Consider the following 23,274-nt stretch of genomic DNA (forward strand, 5'->3'; position numbering starts at 1 on the left):
CGGCGCTGCGCCGAGGTGGTAAAGCCGCGACCCATGGCTCGAAAGAGCCGTCACAATCTCTCGCAGCCCCGAGGCTCCAGAAAGTTGGCCGTACAGCATCGCCACGAATTGCGACTTGGTCGGCAGCCGCCGTACCCGCGCATCCGCATCATGTTCTTCCACAAGCCCTTCAAACTGACGCCACGGCATCAGCTTCAGGACGTCGCGAAATACTGTATTGTGGTGCGGCATGGCGCTGATCTCCTGTCGTGTCCCGGAACGCTTGCAGACGTCCAGAACCGACTAGAATCAACGCCATGCGCCTTGTCCACAAAATCTAAACCGGACAGCCGTGGGTCAAGCCCGGCAATGACAATCGGTTCCCAATGCCGCTCCGCCTGTTTCTGACCTCCGGCGATCTCATGGCCGACCGCCGTTTCGAGTTCGCGCGCGACCTCCAGCTCAAGGGCGATCTGCCCGCTGCCGCCGACCTGATCGAGCAGGCGATCGAGCTCGCGCCGAACTTCACCTCGGCCTGGTTCACGCTCGGCGAGATCCGTCAGCAGCTCGGCGAGCGCGACAAGGCGATCGCGGCGTTCCGCAAAGCGCGTGAGTCCGATCCGGAGGATCAGCACGGCGCCGGCCTGCATCTGATCCGGCTCGGCGACGCCGAGATGGCGGAGATGCCGAAGGCCTATGTCCAGGCGCTGTTCGACCAATATGCGCCGCGCTTCGAGCACGCACTGATCAACGATCTCGGCTATCGCGCGCCCGCGCTGATCTTCAAGGCGGTGCTGGCTGCCCGCGTCGCGGCGAAGAAGCCGGCGTTCTTCAAGTGCACCATCGATCTCGGCTGCGGCACCGGGCTTGCGGCGGCGGCCTTCGCCAGACAAGTCGACCATTTCATCGGTATCGACCTGTCATCAGGCATGATCAAGGAGGCGCGCGCCACGGAGCTCTATGCCGAGCTCGAAGTCGCCGACATGATCGAGGGCCTGCGGGCCAGGGCAGACGGATGCGCGAACCTCGTCGTCGCCGCGGACGCGTTCGTCTATCTCTCGGAGCTCGGCCCCGTTCTCACCGAGGCGAGGCGCGTGCTCGTGTCGGGCGGCGTGCTCGCCTTCACGCTGGAGACGCATGACGGCGATGGCATCGTGCTCGGCGAAGGCCTGCGCTATGCCCACTCGGCGGAATATGTGCGCGGCGCAATCGCGAAGGCCGGGCTCAAGCTGCTGACGATGGAGCCGGCCTCGCCGCGCAACGAGAACAACGAGCCGGTGCGCGGTCTCGTCGTCGTCGCCGAGAAAACTTGAGTCCAGGCGCTAAACCGCCTGCAATCTAGCCGTCATTGCGTCGCAAAGCGACGACTTCCCACTTGCGAGCCGCTGCGCAGCCAGCACAATGGGCGCGTTAGGGAGAGAGACAACAATGACCAAGAATCCATCGCGGCGCGATGTCAGCGCCGCCGCGCTCGCCACCATTGCCGCGTCCGTTCTGCCCGCGCCCTATGTCCGGGCCGCGGAAAAGAAATACGATCCCGGCGCCAGCGACACCGAGATCAAGATCGGGCAGACCGTGCCGCATTCCGGTCCGGGCTCGCTGTACGGCGTGCTGGGCCGCGTCGGCGAGGCCTATTTCCAGATGCTCAACGAAGGCGGCGGCATCAACGGACGCAAGATCACATTCCTCACGCTCGACGACGCCTACAGCGCGCCGAAATGCGTCGAGGCGACGCGGCGCCTGGTCGAGCAGGAGGAGGTGCTGGCGCTCTACGGCTCGCTCGGCACTGCGCCGCAGACCGCCGTGCACAAATATCTGAACGCCAAGGGCGTGCCGCAACTGCTGCTCAACACCGGCGCCTCGAAGTGGAATAACCCGAAGGAGTTCAAGTGGACGATGGCTGGCCTGCCGCTTTATCCGACCGAAGCGCGCATCCTGGCCAAGCATGTCTTGGCTGTGAAGCCGAACGCCAGGATCGGCATTCTCTATCAGAACGATGATTTCGGCCGCGACTTCCTCGCTCCGTTCAAGAAGGTGCTGGCGGATGCCGGCGGCACCGCACAGGTGATCATGGAGCAGACCTACGATCTCACCGATCCCACGGTCGATTCCCAGCTGATCAATCTGTCGAAATCGGGCGCGGATGTTTTCTACAACATCTCAACCGGCAAGGCGTCGTCGCAGTCGATCCGGAAAGTGGCCGAGCTCGGCTGGAAGCCGCTGCAGCTGCTCTCGGCCGGCTCGACCGGCAAATCGATCCTCAGCGCCGCCGGCTTCGAGAATGCCAAGGACATCGTCTCGATCAGCTATGCGAAGGATGCCGGGCCGGGCCGTTGGGAAAAGGATCCGGGCCCCACGGCATTCGAGGAGCTGCGCAAGAAATATTTGCCGACCATCACTCCCGACAACACGATCGCCTATGCCGGCTACGGCCAGGCCGTCACCATGGGCGAGATCCTGCGCCGCTGCGGCGATGAGCTGACCCGCGCCAACGTGCTGAAGCAGGCATCTAATCTCAACGGCTTCCACTCGCCCTTCTTCCTCGATGGTGTCAGTTACAGCTACACCCCCGACGACTACACGCCGATGAAGACGCTGTTCACCCAGGTGTTCAACGGCAAGGACTGGGACGTCTCGGACAAGCCGGTGGTGGAATAGGTGCTCCTGTCTCTTCCCCTCTCCCCGCCTGCGGGGAGAGGGTCGCGGTGAGGGGCTCTCTCCGCGAGGGATGCGCTGGTTGGATTCTCGCTGACTCCTCAAACTCGTCATGCCCGGGACAAGCCCGGACAAGCCCGGCCATGACGCCGGAGATGCATCGCGCCCTTCACCCCTCGACGAACCCTGTCCCACGGCTTACCTGTGATGCCGTGCCGCCCCGCATCCGCAAAATTCCGGCCGAGCCGGCCTCCCTGCTGCCCGACCGCTTCGAAAAGTGGTTCGCGGCGCGCGGCTGGACGCCGCGCGAACATCAGCTCGCGCTGCTGGAGAAGGCGCGAGAGGATCGATCGGCGCTTCTGATCGCGCCCACCGGCGCCGGCAAGACGCTCGCCGGATTCTTGCCGACGCTGGTGGAGCTGTCTTCTTCTCCCTCCCCCCTTGCGGGGGAGGGTCGGGGAGGGGGGCGGCCACAAGCACCGCTCGTGGAGCTTCCCCCCTCCCGCCAGCCTGCGGCCGCTGACCCCCGCACGGGCGGAGGCTACAACAAGCTCGTCTCCACCGGCCGCTCCGTGCAGCGCAGCGGCGGCCTGCATACGCTCTATATCTCGCCGCTGAAGGCACTCGCCGTCGATATCGCCCGCAATCTGGAGCGGCCGGTCGCCGAGATGGCGCTGCCGATCAGGATCGAGACGCGCACCGGCGACACGCCGGTGTCGCGGCGGCAGCGGCAGCGGCGCTATCCGCCCGACATTCTGCTGACGACGCCGGAGCAGCTTGCGCTTTTGCTCTCGTCCGACGACGCGCCGTTCCTGTTCTCCTCGCTCAAGCGCATCGTGCTCGACGAGTTGCATGCGTTGGTGACGTCGAAGCGCGGCGATCTGCTCTCGCTGGGCCTTGCGCGCTTGTGGCGGCTGGCGCCGCAAATCCGCGCCATCGGTCTGTCGGCCACGGTGGCCGAGCCGGATCAGCTCGCGCGCTTTCTGGTGCCGCAGCCCGAGGGCAAGGAGCGAGCTGCTGATATCGTCGTCGCCGGCGGCGCGGCGCCGCCGGAGGTCGAGATGCTCGACACGCGCGAACGGTTGCCCTGGGCGGGCCATAGCGCGCGGCACGCGCTTCCGGAAATCTACCAGCTGATCAAGGCGAACAAGACGACGCTCGTGTTCGTCAACACCCGCAGCCAGGCCGAGATGCTGTTCCAGAATCTCTGGAGCATGAACGACGACAACCTCGCCATCGCGCTGCATCACGGTTCGCTCGACGTCGCGCAACGGCGCAAGGTCGAGGACGCGATGTCGGCGGGCAAACTGCGCGGCGTGGTCTGCACCTCCTCGCTCGACCTCGGCGTCGATTGGGGCGACGTCGATCTCGTCGTCAATATCGGCGCGCCCAAGGGCTCGTCGCGGCTGATGCAGCGGATCGGCCGCGCCAACCATCGGCTCGACGAAGCCTCGCGCGCCGTGCTGGTGCCGGCCAACCGTTTCGAGGTGCTGGAATGCCGCGTCGCCATCGACGCCATCGCCGAGAATGCACAGGACACGCCGCCGCTTCGCACCGGCGCGCTCGACGTGCTGGCCCAGCATGTGCTCGGCTGCGCCTGCGGCGAGCCGTTTCTCCCGGATGAGCTCTATGCCGAGGTCCGCACCGCCGCGCCCTACGCGGGTTTGTCGCGTCAGGATTTCGACGATGTCGTCGATTTCGTCGCCTCGGGCGGCTACGCCTTGAAGACCTATGAGCGCTTCGCCCGCATCAAGCAGGACAAGGAAGGACGCTGGCGCGTCGCCAATCCGAAGGTGCGGCAGAGCTACCGGATGAATGTCGGCACCATCGTCGAGGACGACATGCTGAAGGTGCGGCTGGTGCGCTCGCGCGGTGGTGGTGCGGGATCGACCGGCGTCATTGCGCGCGGTGGTCGGTTGCTCGGCGAGATCGAGGAGGCCTTCATCGAAGGCCTCTCGCCCGGCGATACGTTCGTCTTCAGCGGCGAGGTGGTCCGCTACGAGACCCTGGTCGAGGACCAGGTCTATGTCTCGCGCGCCAATGACAAGGATCCGAAAGTGCCGTCCTATATGGGCGGCAAATTCCCGCTCTCGACCTATCTCGCCGAACGTGTCCGCCGGCTGCTCGACGATGGGCGCGCGTGGGGCGGGTTGCCGGAACAGGTGCGCGACTGGCTGTCGCTGCAAAAGGACGTGTCGCGCGTGCCTGCGGTTCGTGAATTGCTCGTCGAGAGCTTTCCGCGCGCCAACAAGCACTACATCGTCTGCTACCCCTTCGAAGGCCGCCTCGCGCACCAGACCCTCGGCATGCTGCTGACGCGCCGGCTGGAGCGGGCCCGCGCCCGGCCGCTCGGCTTCGTCGCCAACGAATATGCCGTGGCGATCTGGGCGCTCGGCGATCTCTCCTTCATGATCAGGGACGGCAGGATCGATCTCGACGCTTTGTTCGACCCCGATATGCTCGGCGATGACCTTGAAGCGTGGCTCGCCGAATCCGCGTTGATGAAGCGCACCTTCCGCAATTGCGCGATCATCTCCGGCCTGATCGCGCGCCGCCACACCGGCGAAGAGAAGAGCCGCCGCCAGGTGCTGTTCTCGACCGACCTCGTCTACGACGTCTTGCGCAAGCATCAGGCCGATCACGTCCTGCTGCGCGCCGCCCGCGCCGACGCCGCCACCGGCCTGCTCGATCTGCGCCGCCTCAGCGACATGCTGAAGCGCATCCAGGGCCGCATCACCCATCGGGAACTCGACCACGTCTCCCCGCTCGCGGTGCCCGTGATGCTGGAAATCGGCCGCGAGTCAGTTTATGGCGAAGCTGCAGACGAGCTGTTGGCGGAAGCCGCCGACGAGCTGGTCAAAGAGGCGATGGGATAGAGCAGGTTTTGACGTGACGTGGGGCGCGCTGGTTTCGGGGGATGACGAGGACATGCGCGTATCAAGGGTCAGCATCAGCGATGTGACCTTCACCGCCGATCTCTCCGGCGCCTTGTTCTGGGACGAGCAGCGCCTGCTCGTCGTCTCCGATCTGCATCTCGAAAAAGGCTCCAGCTTCGCCATGCGCGGCGTGCTGCTGCCGCCCTACGACACGCTGGCGACGCTCAGCCGCCTCGCTGCTGTCATCTCCCGCCATAATCCAAAAACGGTCATCGCGCTCGGCGACAGCTTTCACGACCGCTCCGCGCATGAGCGGCTCTCCGCGGACGATCGCGACGCCGTCGCCGCGCTCCAGAACGGTCGCGACTGGATCTGGATCTCGGGCAATCACGATCCGATGCTGCCGCGCGATCTCGGCGGCACCATCGCCGACGAAGTCGCTGTCGGACCGATCACCTTTCGCCACGAACCATCAGGCGCGGCTGGCGAGATCGCCGGGCATCTCCATCCCAAGGCCCGCGTCTCCGCGCGCGGCCGTTCGATGGAGCGGCGGTGTTTCGCAAGCGACGGCCTCCGCGCCGTGATGCCCGCCTTCGGCGCCTATGCCGGCGGCCTCAGCATCCGCGATGCGGCCTTTGCGAAGATCTTTCCGAAGACAGGTTTTGTCGCGCATTTGCTGGGTGATCGCCGCGTGCATGCGATCGCCGCGTCCAGGTGTCATTGAGGCCGCGCTCTCGTAGGGTGGGTGAGCCGAAGGCGTACCCCCCACTTCTGTCTCTGCGGAAACTGAAGAGGTGGGTTACGCTGCGCTAACCCACCCTACGAGAGCTTTCGTTTGGCAACGGCAAGCGATCGCAACGGCTCACGCCGCCTTCGCCTGCACGTCCTCGCAGAACTCCGCCAGCCGATCCGCGAGCCGCAGCGTCGCCGAGCTCGCGTTCGGCGCGGCCATCAGCGCCACCTCGGTGCGGTTGATCGGCGCAAATCCATCCTTCGCCGTCAGCACGCGGTGATCTGACTGGATCGACATCTCCGACAGAATGCTCAGGCCCATGCCGGCGGCAACGGCGGCCTGGATGCCGGCGAGGCTCGATGACGAATAGGACATGTGCCAGGCGCGGCCCGCGCTTTCCAGTGCATGGATCGCGCCGGCGCGGTAGAGGCAGCCGAGCGGAAATCCGATCAGCGGCAGCGACGAGGCGTTGACGTCGATGGGATGGCTCTTGCTGGTGACCCAGTGCACCTCCTCGGGCCACACGGCGATCGCGTCCTTGCCACCGGCCTCGCGCTTGTAGAGCGCGAGATCGAGCTCGCCGCGTTCGAGATCGCGGGCGAGGTTCTTGCTCTGGTCGGCGCGCACGTCGAGCCGCAGGTTCGGATGCGAGCGCGAGAAGGCGCCCAGCAGTTTCGCCAGGCGATACGCCGCAAAGTCCTCGGGAATGCCGAGCCGGACCGCGCCCCCGTCGGGCTCGCGCAGCACGTCGCGGGCCTCTTCGGCCAGCGTCAGCAGCCGCCGCGCATAGGAGAGCAGCCGCTCCCCGGCCTCGGTCGGGCGCACGTCCTTGCCGTCCCGGTGCAGCAGCACCTGCCCGACATCCTCCTCCAGCCGCTTGATCTGTTGGCTGACGGTCGATTGCGTGCGGTGAACGCGCTCGCTGGCGCGGGTGAAGCCGCCGGCCTCGACCACCGAGACGAAGCTGCGCAGGAGCTCCAGATCGAGCATCTCAGCCTCCATTCGAAAATCCACTGGTTTCGAGTTAATCATTTAATTTCCAAATGGCAACCCGCCTCCCTAGATCGAGGGCTCAGGAGAATGCCCGCCATGTCCCTCGCCACCTCGCTTCCCGCCCCCCGCAGCCGTTCCAACACGCTGCCGCTCGCGATCGGCCTGTTTTGCCTGCTCTGGAGCTATGCCTTCGTCGCCGGCAAGATCGGCGTCACCCATTGCCCGCCGCTGATCCTGCTCGCCGCGCGCTTCTCGCTCGCCGGCATCCTGATCCTGGGTGCCACTTCCATCCGCGGCGACTGGTCGCTGTCGTGGCGCGATGCCCTGATTTTCGCCGTGCTCGGCATCGCCAACAACGCACTCTATCTCGGGCTCGGCTACACCGGCCTGCAATCGGTCTCCGCCGGCCTCGGCGGCCTCATCGTCTCGGCCAATCCGGTGTTCACAGCCGCGCTCGCCGCACTCTTGCTTGGCGAGGGCATGACCTGGCGCAAGGCGAGCGGCCTGCTGCTGGGAATCATCGGTGTCACGCTGATCGTCTGGCACCGGCTCACGGTCGGAACCGACTCATTGCACGGCATCATGTTCACGCTGGCCTCGCTCGCCTCCATCGTGGCGGGCACCATCCTGTTCAAGCTGTTCGCCCCGAAGGGCAGCTTGTGGATCGGCAACGGCGTGCAGAATCTCTCAGCCGGCATCGTGCTGACGCCGGTCGCATTCACCTTCGCCGATGTTCATGCCATCGATGTCACGCCCAGCCTGATCGGCGCCTTTGCGTTCCTCGTGCTCGGCGGTTCGATCCTCGCTTATTGGCTCTGGTTTCATCTCCTGAAAGTGTGTGGTGCGACCGCGGCCAGTGCCTATCATTTCCTGATGCCGCCGCTCGGCATGCTGTTCGCCTTCCTCGTGCTCGGCGAGCATGTCGAGGCGCGCGACTTGCTGGGGATCGTTCCCGTGGCGCTCGGCATTTACCTGGTGACGCGCCCCGCAAACCCGGCCGCGTAAGTAGGAGATCCTCATGCCTGTTTCCATCACCCTGATCGGCGGCCCCACCGCGCTGATCGAAATCGACGGCTTTCGCCTGCTGACCGACCCCACCTTCGATGCACCCGGTGCTTACGAGTTACCGCATGTGAAGCTGGAGAAGACGGTCGGACCGGCGATGAAGGCTGACGCGATCGGTCCGATCGACGCCGTGCTGCTCAGCCACGACCAGCATTCGGACAATCTCGACAAATCCGGCCGCGACTATCTGCTGAAAGCGCCGCGCGCGCTGACCACGGAGGCCGGCGCAAAGCGCCTCGGCGGCCATGTCGAAGGCCTTGCGCCCTGGGCGACCGCGCACTTGAGAGACGATGACGGTAACACGCTGACCATCACGGCCACACCGGCGCGTCATGGCCCTGCGGGTATTGAGCCGCTGTCGGGCGATGTGATCGGCTTCGTGGTGCAGTCGAGCCGGAAGGACACGCGTCCCGTCTATGTCAGCGGCGACACCACCTGGTTCGACGGCGTCGCCGAGGTCGCGCGCCGTTTCAAATGCGGCGTGGTGCTGCCGTTCGCGGGCGCGGCGCAAACCCGCGGGCCCTTCCATCTCACCATGGATACCAATGACACGATCGAGACCGCGCGCGCCTTTCCGGATGCGATGATCGTCCCGTTGCACACCGAAGGCTGGGCGCATTTCCGCCAGAACGGCGAAGATCTGCGCAAGACCTTCGACGTGCTGGGTTTCGGCCCGCGGCTGCGGCTATTGCAGCCCGGCGTGCCGACGGTGATCGAGGCGCCGTGATCTTGCTCCGCTGTCATGCCCCGGCTTGACCGGGGCATCCTGTACGCCGCGGCGGCTGTTGTGAGAGCCAGCTATCCGACGAAGGTCTCTGGAATACTGGGTCGCCCGGTCAAGCCGGGCGACGACGAGAGGAGAGAGCTTACCAAGCCAATCAATGCGCCGCTGACGCCGACCTCTTCACCGCGACCGGCTTCGGCACGGGCTTGGCGGCCGCTTGCGGGGCGCTGTCCCAGCCGCCGGCGGGTGCCGGGACGTTGACGGCGTCGTCGGGTTGCGGTTCGGCGCTGAAGGTCTGGATCGCGAGCTTGGCGGCGGCGAGCGATTGCGGGTCGAGGCGCTTGGCGACGTCGTCGCGCTTGCCGGCCGAATCCGCGTCGCCCTGTGCAGCGGCGAGGCTGAACCATTTGTAGGACTCAGCGAGGTTCTGTTCGACGCCGATGCCGCGGGCATAGAGGATGCCGAGGTTGAACTGGCTGTCGGCGACGCCGCGATCGGCGGCTTTCCGGAACCACTGCGCCGCGCTCTTGTAGTTGGCCCCACGTCCGCCGCCATCGGCGTCGAGCACCGCGAGATTGTGCATCGCCTTGGCGTTGCCGCGCTCGGCGGCCTGCGTGTAGTAGCGGCGGGCGATATCGGCGTCCCTTTTCACGCCCAGGCCCTTTTCGTAGAGCGTGCCGAGGCGGAAGGTGGCGGGCACCACGCCGGCCTGCGCGGCGCGGTCGTACCACTTCGCCGCTTCCTCGTAATTCGCAGCCACGCCCTTGCCCTCGGCAAAGCGCAGGCCGATCTCGTAGGCCGCCGTCGCATCGCCCTTCATCGCGGCGGTGCGCAGGGCGGGGCCGGCGATGCCGTCAGGCAGCTTCTCGCTCGGCGGGATCTGGATGAGGTTCAGCCGGGTGCGGCTCGTGCCCGACAAGGCGCCGGTGACGTCGCTGTTCGCCGCGGGCGGCGTCGGCGCCGCCGTGGCCGGCGCGGGCGGAATTTCGACCGAGGCCGTGCTGCCGGAACTCGTCGCTTGTGCCGGCGCGGCATTGTTCAGGGACTGCTTGCCGATCGGTGTCGGCGAGGTCATCGACGGTGTGACCTGTTCGGGCGCGGCGGGCTTGCTCTCGACCGGCGGCGGCGCCGGCGGCGCGGGCCGGCTCGACGTGTCTTCCATGGCCTGCGGCGCCGGCGGCGCGCTGCCGCCTTCGAGCAGGTTCATGGCCATCTTGAAGGTGCCGAGCACGATCACGACCACGCTCGCGCCGACCAGCAGCGAGCGGATTTTTGACGTGATGGTCGAGCCGCCGTCCTGACCCGTGGCTTGCCCTTTTGCCTGGCCCTTGTCCTTGACGCGGGCCGCGATCGCGGCCTTGGCGCCGCGGGCGGGCTTCTCCGGCGGTTGCGCGGCGGCAGCCTGCGCGGCGCGGCGCGCGGCAGCGATGAAGCTCGACGATGACACCGGCTCCTTCGGCGGGGCGGGGATTTCGCTGATCGCGCTTTCGGATGCGGCAATGCGCTCGGACGGGGTGGCGGGGCGACCGCCCGGACGCGTGCCGGGTTCGAGGGGATGATCCGGCGGCAGTTCGGGCGCAATCGCGGCACGCGCCGTGTGCGGCTCCAGGATCTCGCTGATCGCGCGCGGCGGCAACGGCGGTGCGGCTTGCGCGGCCATCGGCATCGGCGGCGGTGCTGCTGGTGCCGCGGCGTGGAATTCGCGCGGCGCGGCAAGGAAAGCAGAATGCGACGGCTGCGGCGCGGCCGGATTCGGCAGCTCGGGCTTCGGATCGTATTTCGGCTGCGGCGGCTGCGGCTGCCATTGCTCGCGCGCCATCGGCGCCGGCTCGACGGGAGCCGGCATCTGCATGGGCGCGGCCATCGGCATCGGCGCAGGGGCCGTGCGCACCGCGCGCAGATCGCCCTCGATCATGGCGAGGCGATCGACGACATGGCCGAGCGTGTTGTGCACGGCCTCCAGCGAATCCTGCGTGCTGCGGTTGGTCTCGGCCTGGCTGTAGCGGATGTCGGAAAGCTCGCGCTTGACGAGATCGACCACGCCGGCATCCGGCGACGGTGCCGGATTGCGGCTCTCGGCCAGCGCGGAATAGGTCGCCTGCTGCCGCTCCAGATGCCTGAGGATGTCGTGCAGCCCGTCCTCGACGCGGCCCAGATTGCCGCCGCGCTGGTCGGAGGCGGCTTCCAGCCGCTCCAGGAGATAGGAGACGCGTTGCTCGAGATGCGCGAAGGTCGACGCCGAATCGTTGCCGACCTGCATGCGGTCGAAACGGTCGGACAGCGCGCGGATCGCGGCTTCCAGATGCTCGGTGCTCTCGGCTGGTTGCGGCCGCTCGCGGCTTTCCAGTGCGGCGGTGAGCGCGGCGATGCGCTGCTCCAGCAGCGCAAAGCTGTCGCCGCGGTCCGAGGCGCGATTGATCTGGTCGACCTTGGACGACAGCAGCTGCACGTCCTCGGAGAGGCGTGCCAACGCTTCGTTGGAGGCGACGTTCGAGACGATGCCGCGGAGCGCCGAGATCGCGCCTTCGAGCTGGCGCACCGTCGAGGGATCGTCATTGGCGCGCAGGATCAAATCGAGCTTGGCGCCGAGATTGCGGATCGCCTCGTCATAGCCGGTGAGCTGCTCGGCCGGCGTCAGCGTGCGCAGCACCTGCTTGATGTCGGAGAGCGCGCGCTCGATGCCCGACAGCACCTGGCCGTCGGTGCCGTTGGAGCGGGTTTCGTCGATGCGACGATGCAGCGAGCGGATCTCGTTCTCGATCGATTCGATCGCGCGGCGCGGCATCGCCTCGGTGATGGCGTTGCGGATCTCGGCGAGCTCGGAGCGGAAGCCGTTGATCGCCTGCTCGGTATTGTCGGGCCGCTGCAGCGCCTCGATCTGGCTCGTGATCTTGAGCAGATGGCGCTCGAGCGACGAGAAATCCGGCCCCGGGGGCGGCGGAGCGTAGGCAGGCGCCGGCGGTGCCATCGGCGGCGGCGCCATCGGGGCAGCGTAGGGGGCCGCAGAGGGGGCGATCGATGGCGCAGCGCGCGGCGGGATCTGCCGCGGTGCGAATCCGTCGAGCTCGCTCTGGCGCGCGGTGATCTCGGCGACCGCGACGTCGAACGAGGCGGGGCTCAAGGGAGGCGAGTTGCGATACACCTGCGTGGCCGCGCGCTCGACCGCATCGGCCTGGCGCTGGCGTGATTCGCCGGGACTCGGTGCCGGTGGTGCTGGTGCCGGTCGCGGCGGCTGAAGCTGCGCTTGCGGCTGCGGCTGTTGAGGCCGCGAGATCTGCGACAAGCGGGCGTCGAGCCGCGAGATCGCGTCGTTGAGCTGGCGGGCGACGCCCTGCTCCCGTGACACGTCCGGACGCGGTGCTGCGGGCTTTGAAATACGTTCGATCTGCTGGGTGATCGCGTCGAGCCGCTGATGGATGTCGGCGACCTCGCGGCTCGCCTGACCAACTCCTTGGCTCGGCGTCGGCCCCGAGCGCGGATCGGGGCGCGGCTCTTGACGCGGCTGCTCGTAAGGTCCGCGAAAGTTCGGCGGAGCAGTCTCGCCGAGCGTGGAATTCAGCCAATCGTTGAGCGACATGCCGGCGCGGCGCGCGGCGGCTTCGGCCCGCTCCCGGACGGCTGGATCGATGCCGTCAACACTCCACGATACGCGCGAATTCATGACTCTGTCCGGTTCCGACCCGCGCCCCACCCCGGCGCCTCCAGACTCCCCACCCGTGCCGGTTGTAAAGACAATCGGATTTGGCGCGGGTCGTCTGCCTCGAATTCCGACTTTTGTCCGTTACGGTAAATAACGGGTTAAGGAACGCCTCACCGGTGTCTTAAAGTTGGGCGGCGGGAGCCGCGGGCTTGGCGTTCGGCGTCGCCTGGACGACCGGCGCTGCGCGCGGGCACCGCCGCCTGAGTCGAAACACAGCAGGGTACCGGCTGTATTTGGCCGCCCGCCTAGAGCGGCACGATGTCGACATGCATGACAGCGGCGCATCCTGTATCGACTGCGCAAAGGCAGCGCGTGATCGCTTCATCGAGCCCGTCCGGGTCTGTGACCCGCTCACCATGAGCACCGAAGGCACGGGCAATGTCGATGAAGCGCCGCTGCTCGTCTTGGCGTCCGGTCCGAAGCTTGGACTGGAACGCGTCAGCCCGCTGAGCCTCTCCGTCGGGATAAACCCGTTGAACCGCGGCCTTTACGGCCTGCCAGCCGCCGTTGTCGAGAATGACGGTGAAGATCGGCAGCCGATATTGCTGCGACACGGCGTAGACGGAATCCGGCGCGGCGAAGTGGAAAGCGCCGTCACCGACGATCTGCACGATCCGGCGCGCCGGATTCGCGAGCTTCAGTCCGAGCGCCATGCCGCCGCTGAAGCCAAGCCCCCCGCCGGCCAGACCGACATAGGTCAGAGGCTTGGTGCGGGGTAGCTGCTGCTGAAGGACGGGCGCATTGCGGACGGCCTCATTGAGGACGATGTCGTCCTTGGACAGGAGCGCCCGGAGACGCCCGAAGAGGAATGCAGGATTGATCGCGCCTGGTTCGCCCTTTTGCGCGGCCGCGGATCGTCGCTTTGCCTCGACGCTCTCGCGCATCGGCTGCCAGCTCTCGATCCGGCGACGCACTTTCCTTCGGTAGGCTTCATCAGCGCGAGCTTCGACGATCTCGAGCACCTGCTGCAGGATGGTCGCCGAATTCCCCTGGATGCGCAGGTCGGCGGCAAAGCCCCACATCGGAATGTCCACCTTCAGCGGATCGACATCGATCTGGATCCAGCGCAGCGTATCCGCAGCCTTTACCGATTGCGGGACGAAAGGCACGTCGGTATCGAGGAGCAGCCCGAGGTCGGCATGGGCCAACAGCGCGGATGGATCGCCACCAACGAAGCACGGCGAGTCCTGGGGAAAGTTCACCGTCACCGGATTGAACTCGGCGACGCGAATGCCGCAGGCAAGCGCCAGCCCCTCGAGCACGGCGACAGCATCTGGATTGCGTCCGAGATAGGCGGTCAGCGCGATCGGATTCTCGGCCGCCATCAACGCTTCAGCAACGGCATGCGCCCGCGCCGGTTCGATCCCGCCGGCCTTCACGGAGCCATACCGCGTCGGCGGATAAGCGGGCATTTGCTGCTCGTCCCAGCTCTCCGCGAGGGTTTCTCGAGGCAGCATCATGTAGACCGGCCCCGGCGGATCGCTGTGCGTGAACGCCGCCGCACGTGCCAGCGCCTCCTTCACGACCACGCCCGATGGCAGGGTGTATTCCCATTTCACGTAGGGGCGTACGATGCTCGCCTGGTCAAAGCTGTCCTGGAGGAAGTGGACATAGGTATCTCGCGATCCGGTGAGTTCGCCGTGGAGCGTGAACGGAGCCCGGCCGGCAAACAGCATGACCGGCAGGCGATAGCGAAACAGATTCTGGATCGCCATGCATGCATTGGCCGTGCCGGCATCGACATGGACGAACACAGCCTGGCCACGGCCCGTTGCGAACGCATATCCGGCCGCCATGTGAACCGCGACCACCTCGTGCGGACACAGGATGACCTCGGGATGCCGCCGTCCCTCACTGTCCCAGCGCGCGATCTCCTCGATCAGCGAGACGTGGTCGGTGCCGAGATTGGCAAAGATGTAGTCGATCCCGAGATCGACGAGGGCCTCGATGAAGTAGTGTGCGGTGCTGTAGGTCGCCATGATTCACTCGTTTCCCGCCTTAATGCAGCGCGTTCTGGCGGCCCGAACGCGAAATCAGATGTCGCCGTTCCTGCCACGGTGTACCGGGTCACCAGCAGCCCGCAGATCGGCGCCCAAGGCGAAAGCCGCCCTTCCGATCATGCAACGTGAGCAGGCGCTGCTTTTCCGGCCGGGTCGTGCTCAGGACTGGTCGGCTTGGAAACTGCTCCACGCAATCGCTCGAGCAGCCGATCAGGATCTGGCGGCGCCGCCCTACCGCGCCAGGCGATGTGCGAATCCGGGCGCACCATCAGGAGCGTCTCAGGAAAATCGAATCCGGCCTCGGCCCGATCGACGTCGAGGAGCGTCAAGGGAACGCCCGAACGCGCGGCTGCGTCCACCAGCGGTGCGACATCGCTGGTTCGATCGAATCGCAACAACGTGTAGGCAGGACCGAGCGCATCGAGCAGCGAGCGTCCATCAGAGAGCCAGACATGGGGCGCGCGGGCACCAGGCACGGTCGAGGCTGTGAAGCTGCCCATGCTGTAAGGCGGGGGCGCCTCGCCGTCATAAGCTATGGCCGGCGAGTGGTCATAATAGTAGCCGAAGTTCAGGCCTGCACAACAATACTGCTGGACGTTGAGATCGTAGGCGGCCTGGCCGATCTTGCTCCGCGCGGCGTCGCCGACTGAACCATCGATCTCGACCTCCGCGGGAACGGCGCGCCGCTGCCCCATGACTGCAAGCGCGTGGTTCATCGCGAAATGCGACACCTGCTCGGTGATGGGTTGGCGCTCGGCCTCGTAGGCGTCGAGCAGCGCAGGGCTGGCCCAGCCCTGCAGGACGCCGGCCACAATCCAGCAGAGGTCGACGGCATCGGCGATACCGGCATTCATGCCGTAGCCGGCATAGGGAATCCACAGATGGGCTGCATCACCGCAAATGAATGCACGGCCGTTCCGGAAGCGATCGGCTACCAGGCGGCGCCCGACCCAGTCCTCCTTGCTGATGATGTCATATTGGAAGCGTTCATCAACGCCGAGAATGGTGCGCAGTGCCCAATCGCGATCGACGCTGTCGAACTCGAGCTCTTCCGGCGCGAGATGGTTGTGGATCAGCCAGTTGTCGCGGCCGTCGATCGATACCGTCGTGCCGCAGCGGCGCGGATTGAGCGACATGGTCATCCAGGCCGGCTTCTGGGTGATCAGATCCTTCAGTGCGGGGGCGTGGATGTAGGTGGACTGCACGCGCTGCACGACGTCCGTGCCGCCAAGGCGCGAGCCGATCAGCCTGCGCACAGTGGACCGGCCGCCATCGCAACCGATCAGATAGTCGGCGGCAATGGTGATGTCCTCGTTCGTATCGAGATTCAGCGCCCGCGCAATGACGCCATCCGCGCCCTGCTCGAAATGCCCGACCTGGACGCGAGTGAGAATCCTGATCCTTGGCTGGGCCTCGGCGGCGGCGAACAGGATCGGCTCGAGATAGATCTGATTGATCCGATGCGGCGGCTCGGGCGTGGGCCAATCGGTATCAGGCCCGCCCGTCGCCGTGTAGCGATCCGCGCGACAGGGAATCGGGATGCGCGTCAGTTCGCGCCCGACGACCGCTGTGCGATAGGCGCAGTCATTCGGGAAGTCGGCCGGCAGTCCGCCTTCACGTACCTCATGGACGATGCCGAGGCGTCGAAACACCTCCATCGAGCGGGCGGACACGTGATTGCATTTGACGTTCGGCGGCTCGCCGGCGCGGCGGATCTCGGCGACGACGACATCGATGCCACGCGAGGCGAGGTCCATGGCGGCGGTCAATCCGACCGGCCCCGCACCGACGATGAGGACCTGGGTTTGGATGCTTTTCATCTCACTTCTCTGGCTTTTCTGGAACAGGCTCAGGCGCGCTCGGTTACTGGGAGCGCATCTCGCTGCGCTTGGCCGCTTGGCGCGCCGCCGCGGCGCATGCTGAGGAAGGCGAGACCGAGCGTCACCAGCGCCGAACAGAGCTGCGGCACCGCGCTCGCCTGGAACAGCGAGGGGATGCTCCATTGCGCGGCAAGCATCAGTCCGCCGACGGTCACGCCCAGAATCGAACCGAAGCGGCTCATGCCGAGCGCCCAGCCGATTCCGGTGGCGCGGATGTAGGTCGGATAAAGGCGCGCCGCGTAGGCGTTGCAGCCGATCTGACCGCCGATCACCGCGACGCCAGCGATGAAGACCGCCGGCACCAGGATCGGCAGCACGGCTCCGGCAAATCCGATGGTAACGATCGAGACGAAGCCGGCGACGTAGGTCAGGAACAGGACACGATGGAAGTCGAGCCGCTCGATCAGCAATCCGAGCGCGACAGTTCCGAACATTCCGCCGAGCTGGAACGCGACCCCGACGGCGATCGCAGCCTGGACGTCGAGGCCGACGCCATGCGTCAGCGTCGGCAGCCAGCTGTTGAGGAAGTAAATGTCGAGCATGTTCATGAAGAACATGATCCACAGGAGCAATGTCGGGACGAGGCGCCCGTGGGTGAAGAGCTGCGGCAACAGGAATCCCTTGCCGCTTTCCTCGATGACGGCGAAGCGCGCGTCATCCGCGAACTTTGTCGAGGGATCGATCTGGGCCAGGAGTGCGCGGATGCGGCCGTTCTTGCGCTCGTCAAGCGCCAGCAGCGACAGCGATTCCGGGAGCCAGACGATCAGGACCGGGCCGAGAAGGAGCGGAAGGACGCCACCGATCACGAAGATGGCCTGCCAGCCATAGGCCGAAATCAGCTTGGCCGCGACAGAGCCGCCGATCGCAGATCCCAGCGAGACCGTCATGAACATCAGCATGATCAGCAGCGTCCGGCGGCGCTGCGGTGAATACTCGCCGGTCAGCGCGATCGCATTCGGCAGGACGCCACCGAGACCGAGGCCGGTCAGAAAGCGCAGGACCACCAGGTCTGGGACGCTTGCGGCCCGGCTGGTGGCCAGCGACCCCAGCGCGAATACGATCACGCCCGCAATCACCAGCCATTTGCGGCCGAAATAGTCGGCCAGCGCGCCGAACAACAGCGATCCGATCATCACGCCGAACAGGGAGGCACCGAATACGGGTCCCAAGGCGCCGGGTGCCAGATGCAGATCCTTGCTGAGCGCCGGGGCGACGAAGCCGAGTGCCTGGGCATCGAAGCCGTCCAGCCCGATCACGAGCGCGCATAAACAGATCACGCGGATCTGGAACGCCGACAGCGGACGGTCATCGATGTAACGGCCAATGTTGATCGCCTGCGCCAAATCTCCCTCCCATGGCTTGTTGTCGTTCGATGAAGTGCCGCGCCACGGCGGCAAACATCGCGCTGGAATTATCTTGCACGCCCGCACTCTTTCGATTAGCCACAAAGTTCTCATCAATTCGCAAGGTTTTCTTATGAATCCGACCATGCGGCAGCTGGAGGCGCTGGTCCTGGTCTATCGCCTCGGCAGCATCACGAAGGCCGCGGCCGAGCTGCGCGTTACGCAGTCGGCGATCAGTCTGCTGATCCGGCAGATCGAGGAGAATTTCCAACTCAAGCTGTTCGATCGGACGACGCGCGCGCTGCATCCGACGGCCGCATGCAGGGAGGCGATTCCCGCGGCGGAGCGGATCCTGTCGAGCGCGCGGGGACTGTCGCAGCATATGCGCGACCTGGTCGAGGTGAGGACGGGCCGGATCGCCGTTGCAGTCTCCGCCGGCGTAGCCTCGGCCCTGCTGCCGCGCGTCCTGGCGAAGTACCGCTCCCGTCACCCCGCGGTGAAGATCGACCTGTTCGACATCGCTCCGGACGAACTGCTGCCGTTCGTCACGGCGGGGCACGCCGAGTTCGGCATCGGTAGCTTCGAGGACGACGGCAGGTCGGAGGCGCGGATCGAAACGCTCATGCAAAGCCCGCTTTCGGCGATCGGTATCAAGGACGGCCGCTTCGAGAAGCGTCGGCGCCTGACCTGGGACGACCTCACCGCCTCCGACCTGATCGCGATGCGCCGTGGAACGCGAATCCGTACCCAGATCGACGAGGCCTTGTCACAGACGGGGCAGGAGCTGAGGCCCGCCCTCGAAGTCTCGCTCATCACGACCGCCCTCGCATTGACCGCTGAGGGTGCCGGAATCAGCATTCTGCCGGCACACATGCTGCCCAAGGCGCAGTTTCCAACCCTTGCAGCCGTCCCACTGAGCCAGCCGGTCGTCAACCGGCACGTCTCGCTGCTGAGCCGGGCCGACTTTACTCTCTCGCCAGCAGCGGAGCAGTTTGCCGAGATCACAAGGCGCGTCCTGTCGATGAAGTAGCGACCTGAGCGCGCTGACGATTCATCCCGATTCAGATCGCTCTTTAAGCCTTCGCCGATCCAGTCTAGCCGTCGGCGTCCTCTCTAGCCCTTCTCCCGCTTGCCATCCTCCAGCGGCACCACGGTCGCCTTGCCTGACATCGCCGACAACGCCTCGAGCGCCTCCTCGCAGAAATCGGCCACCATCTGCTCATGCCGCGCGCCGAGGCGAAGCAGCAGCAGGTTGCCGAGGTCGAGCACGCTGGATGCCGTGCCGTCGGGGAATCGCTTTTTCAGGATCCGGGCGTAGTTCTCGTGCCGGTCGCGGTGATGCTCGAGGCGATCCATCAGATCGGTGCGGATCGGCTCGATGTCGATGCTGTCGAGCGCATGCAGCCGCACCAGCAGATCGTCCTTGATCGAAGGCGGCGTGCTCGGCCGCGCGGCCCAGTGCCGCAGCGCTGTTCGGCCTTCGGGAGTGAGCGTATAGATGAGCTTGTTGGGTTTGCCTGATTGCACGACCTCGCGGCCCTGGATGTAGCCGCGGTCGCGCAGCTTGGACAGCTCGCGGTAGATTTGCTGGTGGTCGGCCTTCCAGAAGAAGCCGACGGAGGAGTCGAACGTCTTGGCGAGCTCGTAGCCCGTCATCGGACGCTCCGTGAGACATGCGAGGATCGCGTCGCCCAATGCCATGTGACCTGCCTCCCTGTTCTCTCACCAACCAGCTTGACTTTATGCGCATCGGCGCATATGCGTCAATGTGCATATGAGGCGGGGCGCGAGACCCCCCGAAATAGGCCCTTCGCGCTACTGTGCATGGGGTTGTTTTCGCGTTTTGCCAAAGCTGTTTGGGAGGCACCTGACGATGACCGGCCTCGACTCCTGGTACGCTTACATGAAGTCCCACGATCACACGGCACTGTGGGACCTGCTGCATCCTGAGGCCGTGTTCGAGAGCCCGGTCGTGCACTCGCCGCAGCGCGGGCGCGACATCACGTTCAAATATCTCGCCAGCGCCGAGAAGGTGCTCGGCGGCCCGGGCTTCACCTATGTCGGCGAGTGGACCAGCGCCAACGGCGCCGTGCTCGAATTCAAGACCATGATCGACGGCATCGAGATCAACGGCGTCGACATCATCACCTTCGACAGCGAGGGACGCATCACCCATTTCAAGGTGATGGTGCGTCCGCTCAAGGCCATCAACATGCTGCACCGCCTGATGGCGGAGCAGCTCGCCGCCCAATCCTAGAGAGCTCCGGGAGACCGCCATGCCGATCTACAAAGCCCCCGTCGAAGACGTGAACTTCCTGCTCAACGATGTCTTCCAGATCGACCGCTACGACAACCTCGCCGGCTTCTCCGATGCCTCGAGCGACGTGCGCGAGGCGATCCTGGGCGAAGCCGCCAAGCTCGCCGAGGAGGTGCTGCAGCCGCTCAACCGCGTCGGCGATCTCGAAGGCTGCAAGCGCGCCGATGACGGCAGCGTCACCACGCCGAAGGGTTTCAAGGACGCCTTCCGGCAGGTGGCCGAGGGCGGCTGGCTCGGCCTGTCGGCGCCGACCGAGTTCGGCGGCCAGGGCCTGCCGGTGACGCTCTCGCAGGCGGTCAACGAATTCCAGATCTCCGCCAACATGGCGTTCTCGATGTATGGCGGCCTCACCATGGGCGCGACCGCGGCGCTGATCGTTCATGGCTCGCCGGAGCAGAAGCAGACCTACGTGCCGAAGATGGTCGCCGGCGAATGGACCGGCACCATGAACCTGACCGAGCCGCATTGCGGCACCGATCTCGGCATGCTCCGCACCAAGGCGGTGCGCCAGGCCGACGGCAGCTTCAAGATCACGGGCACCAAGATCTTCATCTCCGCCGGCGAGCATGACCTCGCCTCCAACATCATCCACCTCGTGCTCGCCCGCATCGAAGGCGCGCCCGCCGGCATCAAGGGCGTGTCGCTGTTCGTGGTGCCAAAATTCCTTGTCAACGCCGATGGTTCGGTCGGTGCCCGCAATGGCGTCGTCTGCGGCTCGATCGAGCACAAGATGGGCATTCACGGCAACTCCACTTGCGTGATGAACTACGACAACGCGACCGGCTGGCTGATCGGCGAAGAGAACAAGGGCATGCAGGGCATGTTCGTGATGATGAACGAGGCCCGCCTCGGCGTCGCCGTGCAGGGTCTCGCGCAATCCGAGGTCGCCTACCAGAACGCGGTCGCCTATGCCCGCGAGCGCATCCAGGGCCGTTCGCTCACTGGTGTGAAGGCGCCGGACAAGCCGGCCGATCCGATCATCGTGCATCCCGACGTGCGCCGCACGCTGCTCTCGATCCGCGCCTTCAACGAGGCCGCGCGCGCCTTCGTGATGTGGACCGCGCTGAAGAGCGACGTCGCCCATCGCTCCGAGGATCCGAAGGACAGGCAGGCCGCCGACGACCACATGGGCCTGATGACGCCGGTGCTGAAGGGCTTCCTCACCGATTACGGCTTCGCCAACGCGGTGCAGGCGCAGCAGATGTATGGCGGCCACGGCTACATCGCCGAGCAAGGCATGGAGCAGTTCGTGCGCGATGCACGCATCGCGATGATCTACGAAGGCGCCAACGGCATCCAGGCGCTCGACCTCGTCGGCCGCAAGCTGCCGCGCGACGGCGGCCGCGCCATCATGGCGTTCTTCGGCGAGGTCATGGCCTTCGCCAAGGAGAACGGCGGGGACGAGGCGCTGAAGCCTTTCATCACCCCGCTATCGACCTCGCTCGGGCATCTGCAGCAGGCCACGACGTGGCTGATGCAGAACGCGATGGCGAAGCCGGACAATGCCGGCGCCGCCGCAACCGATTACCTGCATCTCTTCGGCTTCGTCGCGCTCGGCTACATGTGGGCGAAGATGGCGAAGGTGACGCTAGGGAAGATTGCCGCCAGCGGCGCGACGCCCTATCTCTCCACCAAGCTCGTTACCGGCCGCTTCTTCATGGAGCGGATGCTGCCGGAGACCGCGGCCAATCTCGCGCGCATTCAGTCCGGCTGCGCCACCATCATGGAATTGCCGGCGGAAGCGTTCTGAGTCAGCTTCCGCGCTAACGAAATTCGAACAACAGATCAGGAGGGCATCATGCCTGAGGCATTCATCTACGATCACGTTCGCACCCCGCGCGGCCGCGGCAAGGCGGACGGCGCTCTGCACGAAGTCACCGCGCTCGCGCTCGCCACCGTGCCGCTGAAGGCGCTGAAGGACCGCAATCATTTGCCGGAAGATTCCGTCGACGACGTCGTGCTCGGCGTGGTCGATCCGGTCGGCGAAGCGGGCTCCGACATCGCGCGCTTCGCCGCGCTGAAGGCGGGTCTCGGTGAAGCCGTGCCCGGCGTGCAGATCAGCCGCTTCTGCGCCTCCGGCCTCGATGCGGTGAACTTCGCGGCCGCGCAGGTGATGAGCGGTCAGCATGACCTCGTGATCGGCGGCGGCGCCGAATCGATGAGCCGCGTCGGCATCGGCGCCTCCGGCGGTGCCTGGCCGATGGATCCGTCGATGGCGGTGCCCGCTTACTTCATGCCGCAGGGCGTTTCGGCCGATCTCATCGCCACCAAATACGGCTTCTCGCGCGATGACGTCGATGCCTATGCGGTGCAGAGCCAGCAGCGTGCGGCCAAGGCGTGGGACGAAGGCCGCTTCAACAAGTCGGTCGTGCCGGTGAAGGACATCAACGGCCTCACCATACTCGCCAAGGACGAGCACATGCGGCCCTCGACGACGATGCAGTCGCTGGCCCAGTTGCAGCCGTCGTTCACGATGATGGCGCAGATGGGCGGCTTCGACGGCGTCGCGGTGCAGTCGCACCCCGAAATCGAGCGCGTCAACTACGTGCACCATGCCGGCAATTCGTCGGGCATCGTCGACGGTGCCGGCGCCGTGCTGCTCGGCAGCAAGGAAGCGGGCAGCAAGTACGGCCTGAAGCCGCGCGCAAAGATCCGCGCGTTCGCCAATGTCGGCTCGGAGCCGGCGATGATGCTGACCGGCCCGGTGGACGTCACCGAAAAGCTGTTCGCCCGCTCGGGCATGAAGAAGTCGGACATCGATCTGTTCGAGCTCAACGAGGCCTTCGCCTCGGTCGTGCTGCGCTACATCCAGGCCTTCGACATCGACAACGCCAAGATCAACGTCAATGGCGGCGCGATCGCGCTCGGCCATCCGTTAGGGGCGACCGGCGCGATGATCCTCGGCACCGTGCTCGACGAGCTCGAGCGCACCAACAAGTCCACCGCTCTGGTCACGCTGTGCATCGGCGGCGGCATGGGCACCGCGACCATCATCGAGCGCGTCTAAGG

General features: G+C 66.0%; 17 protein-coding genes. 10 read left to right on the plus strand and 7 right to left on the minus strand.

Annotated features, from left to right (window positions below; translation table 11 throughout):
* On the minus strand, positions 1–231 hold a 231-nt coding region (locus BM222_RS33250), incomplete at its 3' end, for a DUF4372 domain-containing protein (protein WP_143105991.1).
* A 134-nt stretch (positions 232–365) separates the two neighbouring features.
* On the opposite strand from BM222_RS33250, the gene BM222_RS33255 reads away from it, so the two are divergent.
* The 4 genes from BM222_RS33255 (at position 366) to pdeM (ending at position 6,234) form a co-directional block, all read left to right on the plus strand.
* Positions 366–1,292: a class I SAM-dependent DNA methyltransferase gene (locus BM222_RS33255; RefSeq protein WP_092238123.1), complete on the plus strand. Its 927-nt coding sequence runs from the start codon at positions 366–368 to the stop codon at positions 1,290–1,292.
* A 115-nt stretch (positions 1,293–1,407) separates the two neighbouring features.
* The gene (locus tag BM222_RS33260; protein ID WP_092238126.1) at positions 1,408–2,637 is read left to right on the plus strand and encodes an ABC transporter substrate-binding protein; all 1,230 of its coding nucleotides are present in this window, start codon (positions 1,408–1,410) and stop codon (positions 2,635–2,637) included.
* Between the two features lie 209 nt (positions 2,638–2,846).
* Positions 2,847–5,510: a ligase-associated DNA damage response DEXH box helicase gene (locus BM222_RS33265; RefSeq protein WP_092238129.1), complete on the plus strand. Its 2,664-nt coding sequence runs from the start codon at positions 2,847–2,849 to the stop codon at positions 5,508–5,510.
* Positions 5,511–5,562: 52 nt separating this feature from the next.
* On the plus strand, positions 5,563–6,234 hold the full coding sequence (gene pdeM, locus BM222_RS33270; RefSeq protein WP_177243611.1) for a ligase-associated DNA damage response endonuclease PdeM: 672 nt from the start codon (positions 5,563–5,565) through the stop codon (positions 6,232–6,234).
* Between the two features lie 138 nt (positions 6,235–6,372).
* On the opposite strand, the gene BM222_RS33275 is transcribed toward pdeM, so the two are convergent.
* Positions 6,373–7,233: a LysR family transcriptional regulator gene (locus BM222_RS33275; protein WP_177243614.1), complete on the minus strand. Its 861-nt coding sequence runs from the start codon at positions 7,231–7,233 to the stop codon at positions 6,373–6,375.
* 99 nt (positions 7,234–7,332) lie between these two features.
* Between BM222_RS33275 and BM222_RS33280 the strand changes: the two genes are divergently transcribed.
* Both BM222_RS33280 and BM222_RS33285 read left to right on the plus strand, forming a co-directional pair.
* Positions 7,333–8,241: a DMT family transporter gene (locus BM222_RS33280; RefSeq protein ID WP_092238138.1), complete on the plus strand. Its 909-nt coding sequence runs from the start codon at positions 7,333–7,335 to the stop codon at positions 8,239–8,241.
* A 13-nt stretch (positions 8,242–8,254) separates the two neighbouring features.
* Positions 8,255–9,028: an MBL fold metallo-hydrolase gene (locus BM222_RS33285; RefSeq protein ID WP_092238141.1), complete on the plus strand. Its 774-nt coding sequence runs from the start codon at positions 8,255–8,257 to the stop codon at positions 9,026–9,028.
* A 151-nt stretch (positions 9,029–9,179) separates the two neighbouring features.
* Here BM222_RS33285 and BM222_RS33290 read toward each other — a convergent pair whose 3' ends face one another.
* From BM222_RS33290 to BM222_RS33305, 4 genes are all read right to left on the minus strand, one after another.
* Entirely contained in the window at positions 9,180–12,686 is a 3,507-nt protein-coding gene (locus tag BM222_RS33290; protein WP_092238145.1) for a tetratricopeptide repeat protein, read from the minus strand.
* 284 nt (positions 12,687–12,970) lie between these two features.
* On the minus strand, positions 12,971–14,704 hold the full coding sequence (locus BM222_RS33295; protein WP_092238148.1) for a thiamine pyrophosphate-requiring protein: 1,734 nt from the start codon (positions 14,702–14,704) through the stop codon (positions 12,971–12,973).
* Between the two features lie 137 nt (positions 14,705–14,841).
* Positions 14,842–16,545: an FAD-dependent oxidoreductase gene (locus BM222_RS33300; RefSeq protein WP_092238151.1), complete on the minus strand. Its 1,704-nt coding sequence runs from the start codon at positions 16,543–16,545 to the stop codon at positions 14,842–14,844.
* 29 nt (positions 16,546–16,574) lie between these two features.
* Positions 16,575–17,948, minus strand: coding sequence for an MFS transporter (locus BM222_RS33305; protein WP_092238279.1), 1,374 nt, complete (start codon positions 17,946–17,948; stop codon positions 16,575–16,577).
* A gap of 133 nt (positions 17,949–18,081) precedes the next feature.
* Between BM222_RS33305 and BM222_RS33310 the strand changes: the two genes are divergently transcribed.
* Positions 18,082–18,978, plus strand: a complete 897-nt coding sequence (locus BM222_RS33310; protein ID WP_092238154.1) for a LysR family transcriptional regulator — start codon at positions 18,082–18,084, stop codon at positions 18,976–18,978.
* 83 nt (positions 18,979–19,061) lie between these two features.
* Here the strand turns inward: BM222_RS33310 and BM222_RS33315 are convergent, their stop codons facing one another.
* Positions 19,062–19,649 (minus strand): PadR family transcriptional regulator, encoded by a 588-nt coding sequence (locus BM222_RS33315; protein WP_092238157.1) that lies wholly within the window; start codon positions 19,647–19,649, stop codon positions 19,062–19,064.
* A 172-nt stretch (positions 19,650–19,821) separates the two neighbouring features.
* Here BM222_RS33315 and BM222_RS33320 point away from each other — a divergent pair, with 172 nt between their 5' ends.
* From BM222_RS33320 to BM222_RS33330, 3 genes are read left to right on the plus strand one after another with little or no spacing between them, the layout of a single operon-like run.
* A complete protein-coding gene (locus tag BM222_RS33320; RefSeq protein WP_092238160.1) occupies positions 19,822–20,205 on the plus strand; it encodes a nuclear transport factor 2 family protein in 384 nt (127 codons plus the stop codon).
* Positions 20,206–20,224: 19 nt separating this feature from the next.
* Positions 20,225–22,015, plus strand: a complete 1,791-nt coding sequence (locus tag BM222_RS33325) for an acyl-CoA dehydrogenase C-terminal domain-containing protein (RefSeq protein ID WP_092238163.1) — start codon at positions 20,225–20,227, stop codon at positions 22,013–22,015.
* Positions 22,016–22,063: 48 nt separating this feature from the next.
* Positions 22,064–23,272 carry an acetyl-CoA C-acetyltransferase gene (locus BM222_RS33330; protein ID WP_092238166.1) on the plus strand — a complete coding sequence of 403 codons (1,209 nt, stop codon included), beginning with the start codon at positions 22,064–22,066 and terminating at the stop codon, positions 23,270–23,272.
* Positions 23,273–23,274: the final 2 nt, after the last annotated feature.

Origin of the sequence: Bradyrhizobium sp. Gha (genome assembly GCF_900113735.1) — a bacterium.
Taxonomy (GTDB): Bacteria; Pseudomonadota; Alphaproteobacteria; order Rhizobiales; family Xanthobacteraceae; genus Bradyrhizobium.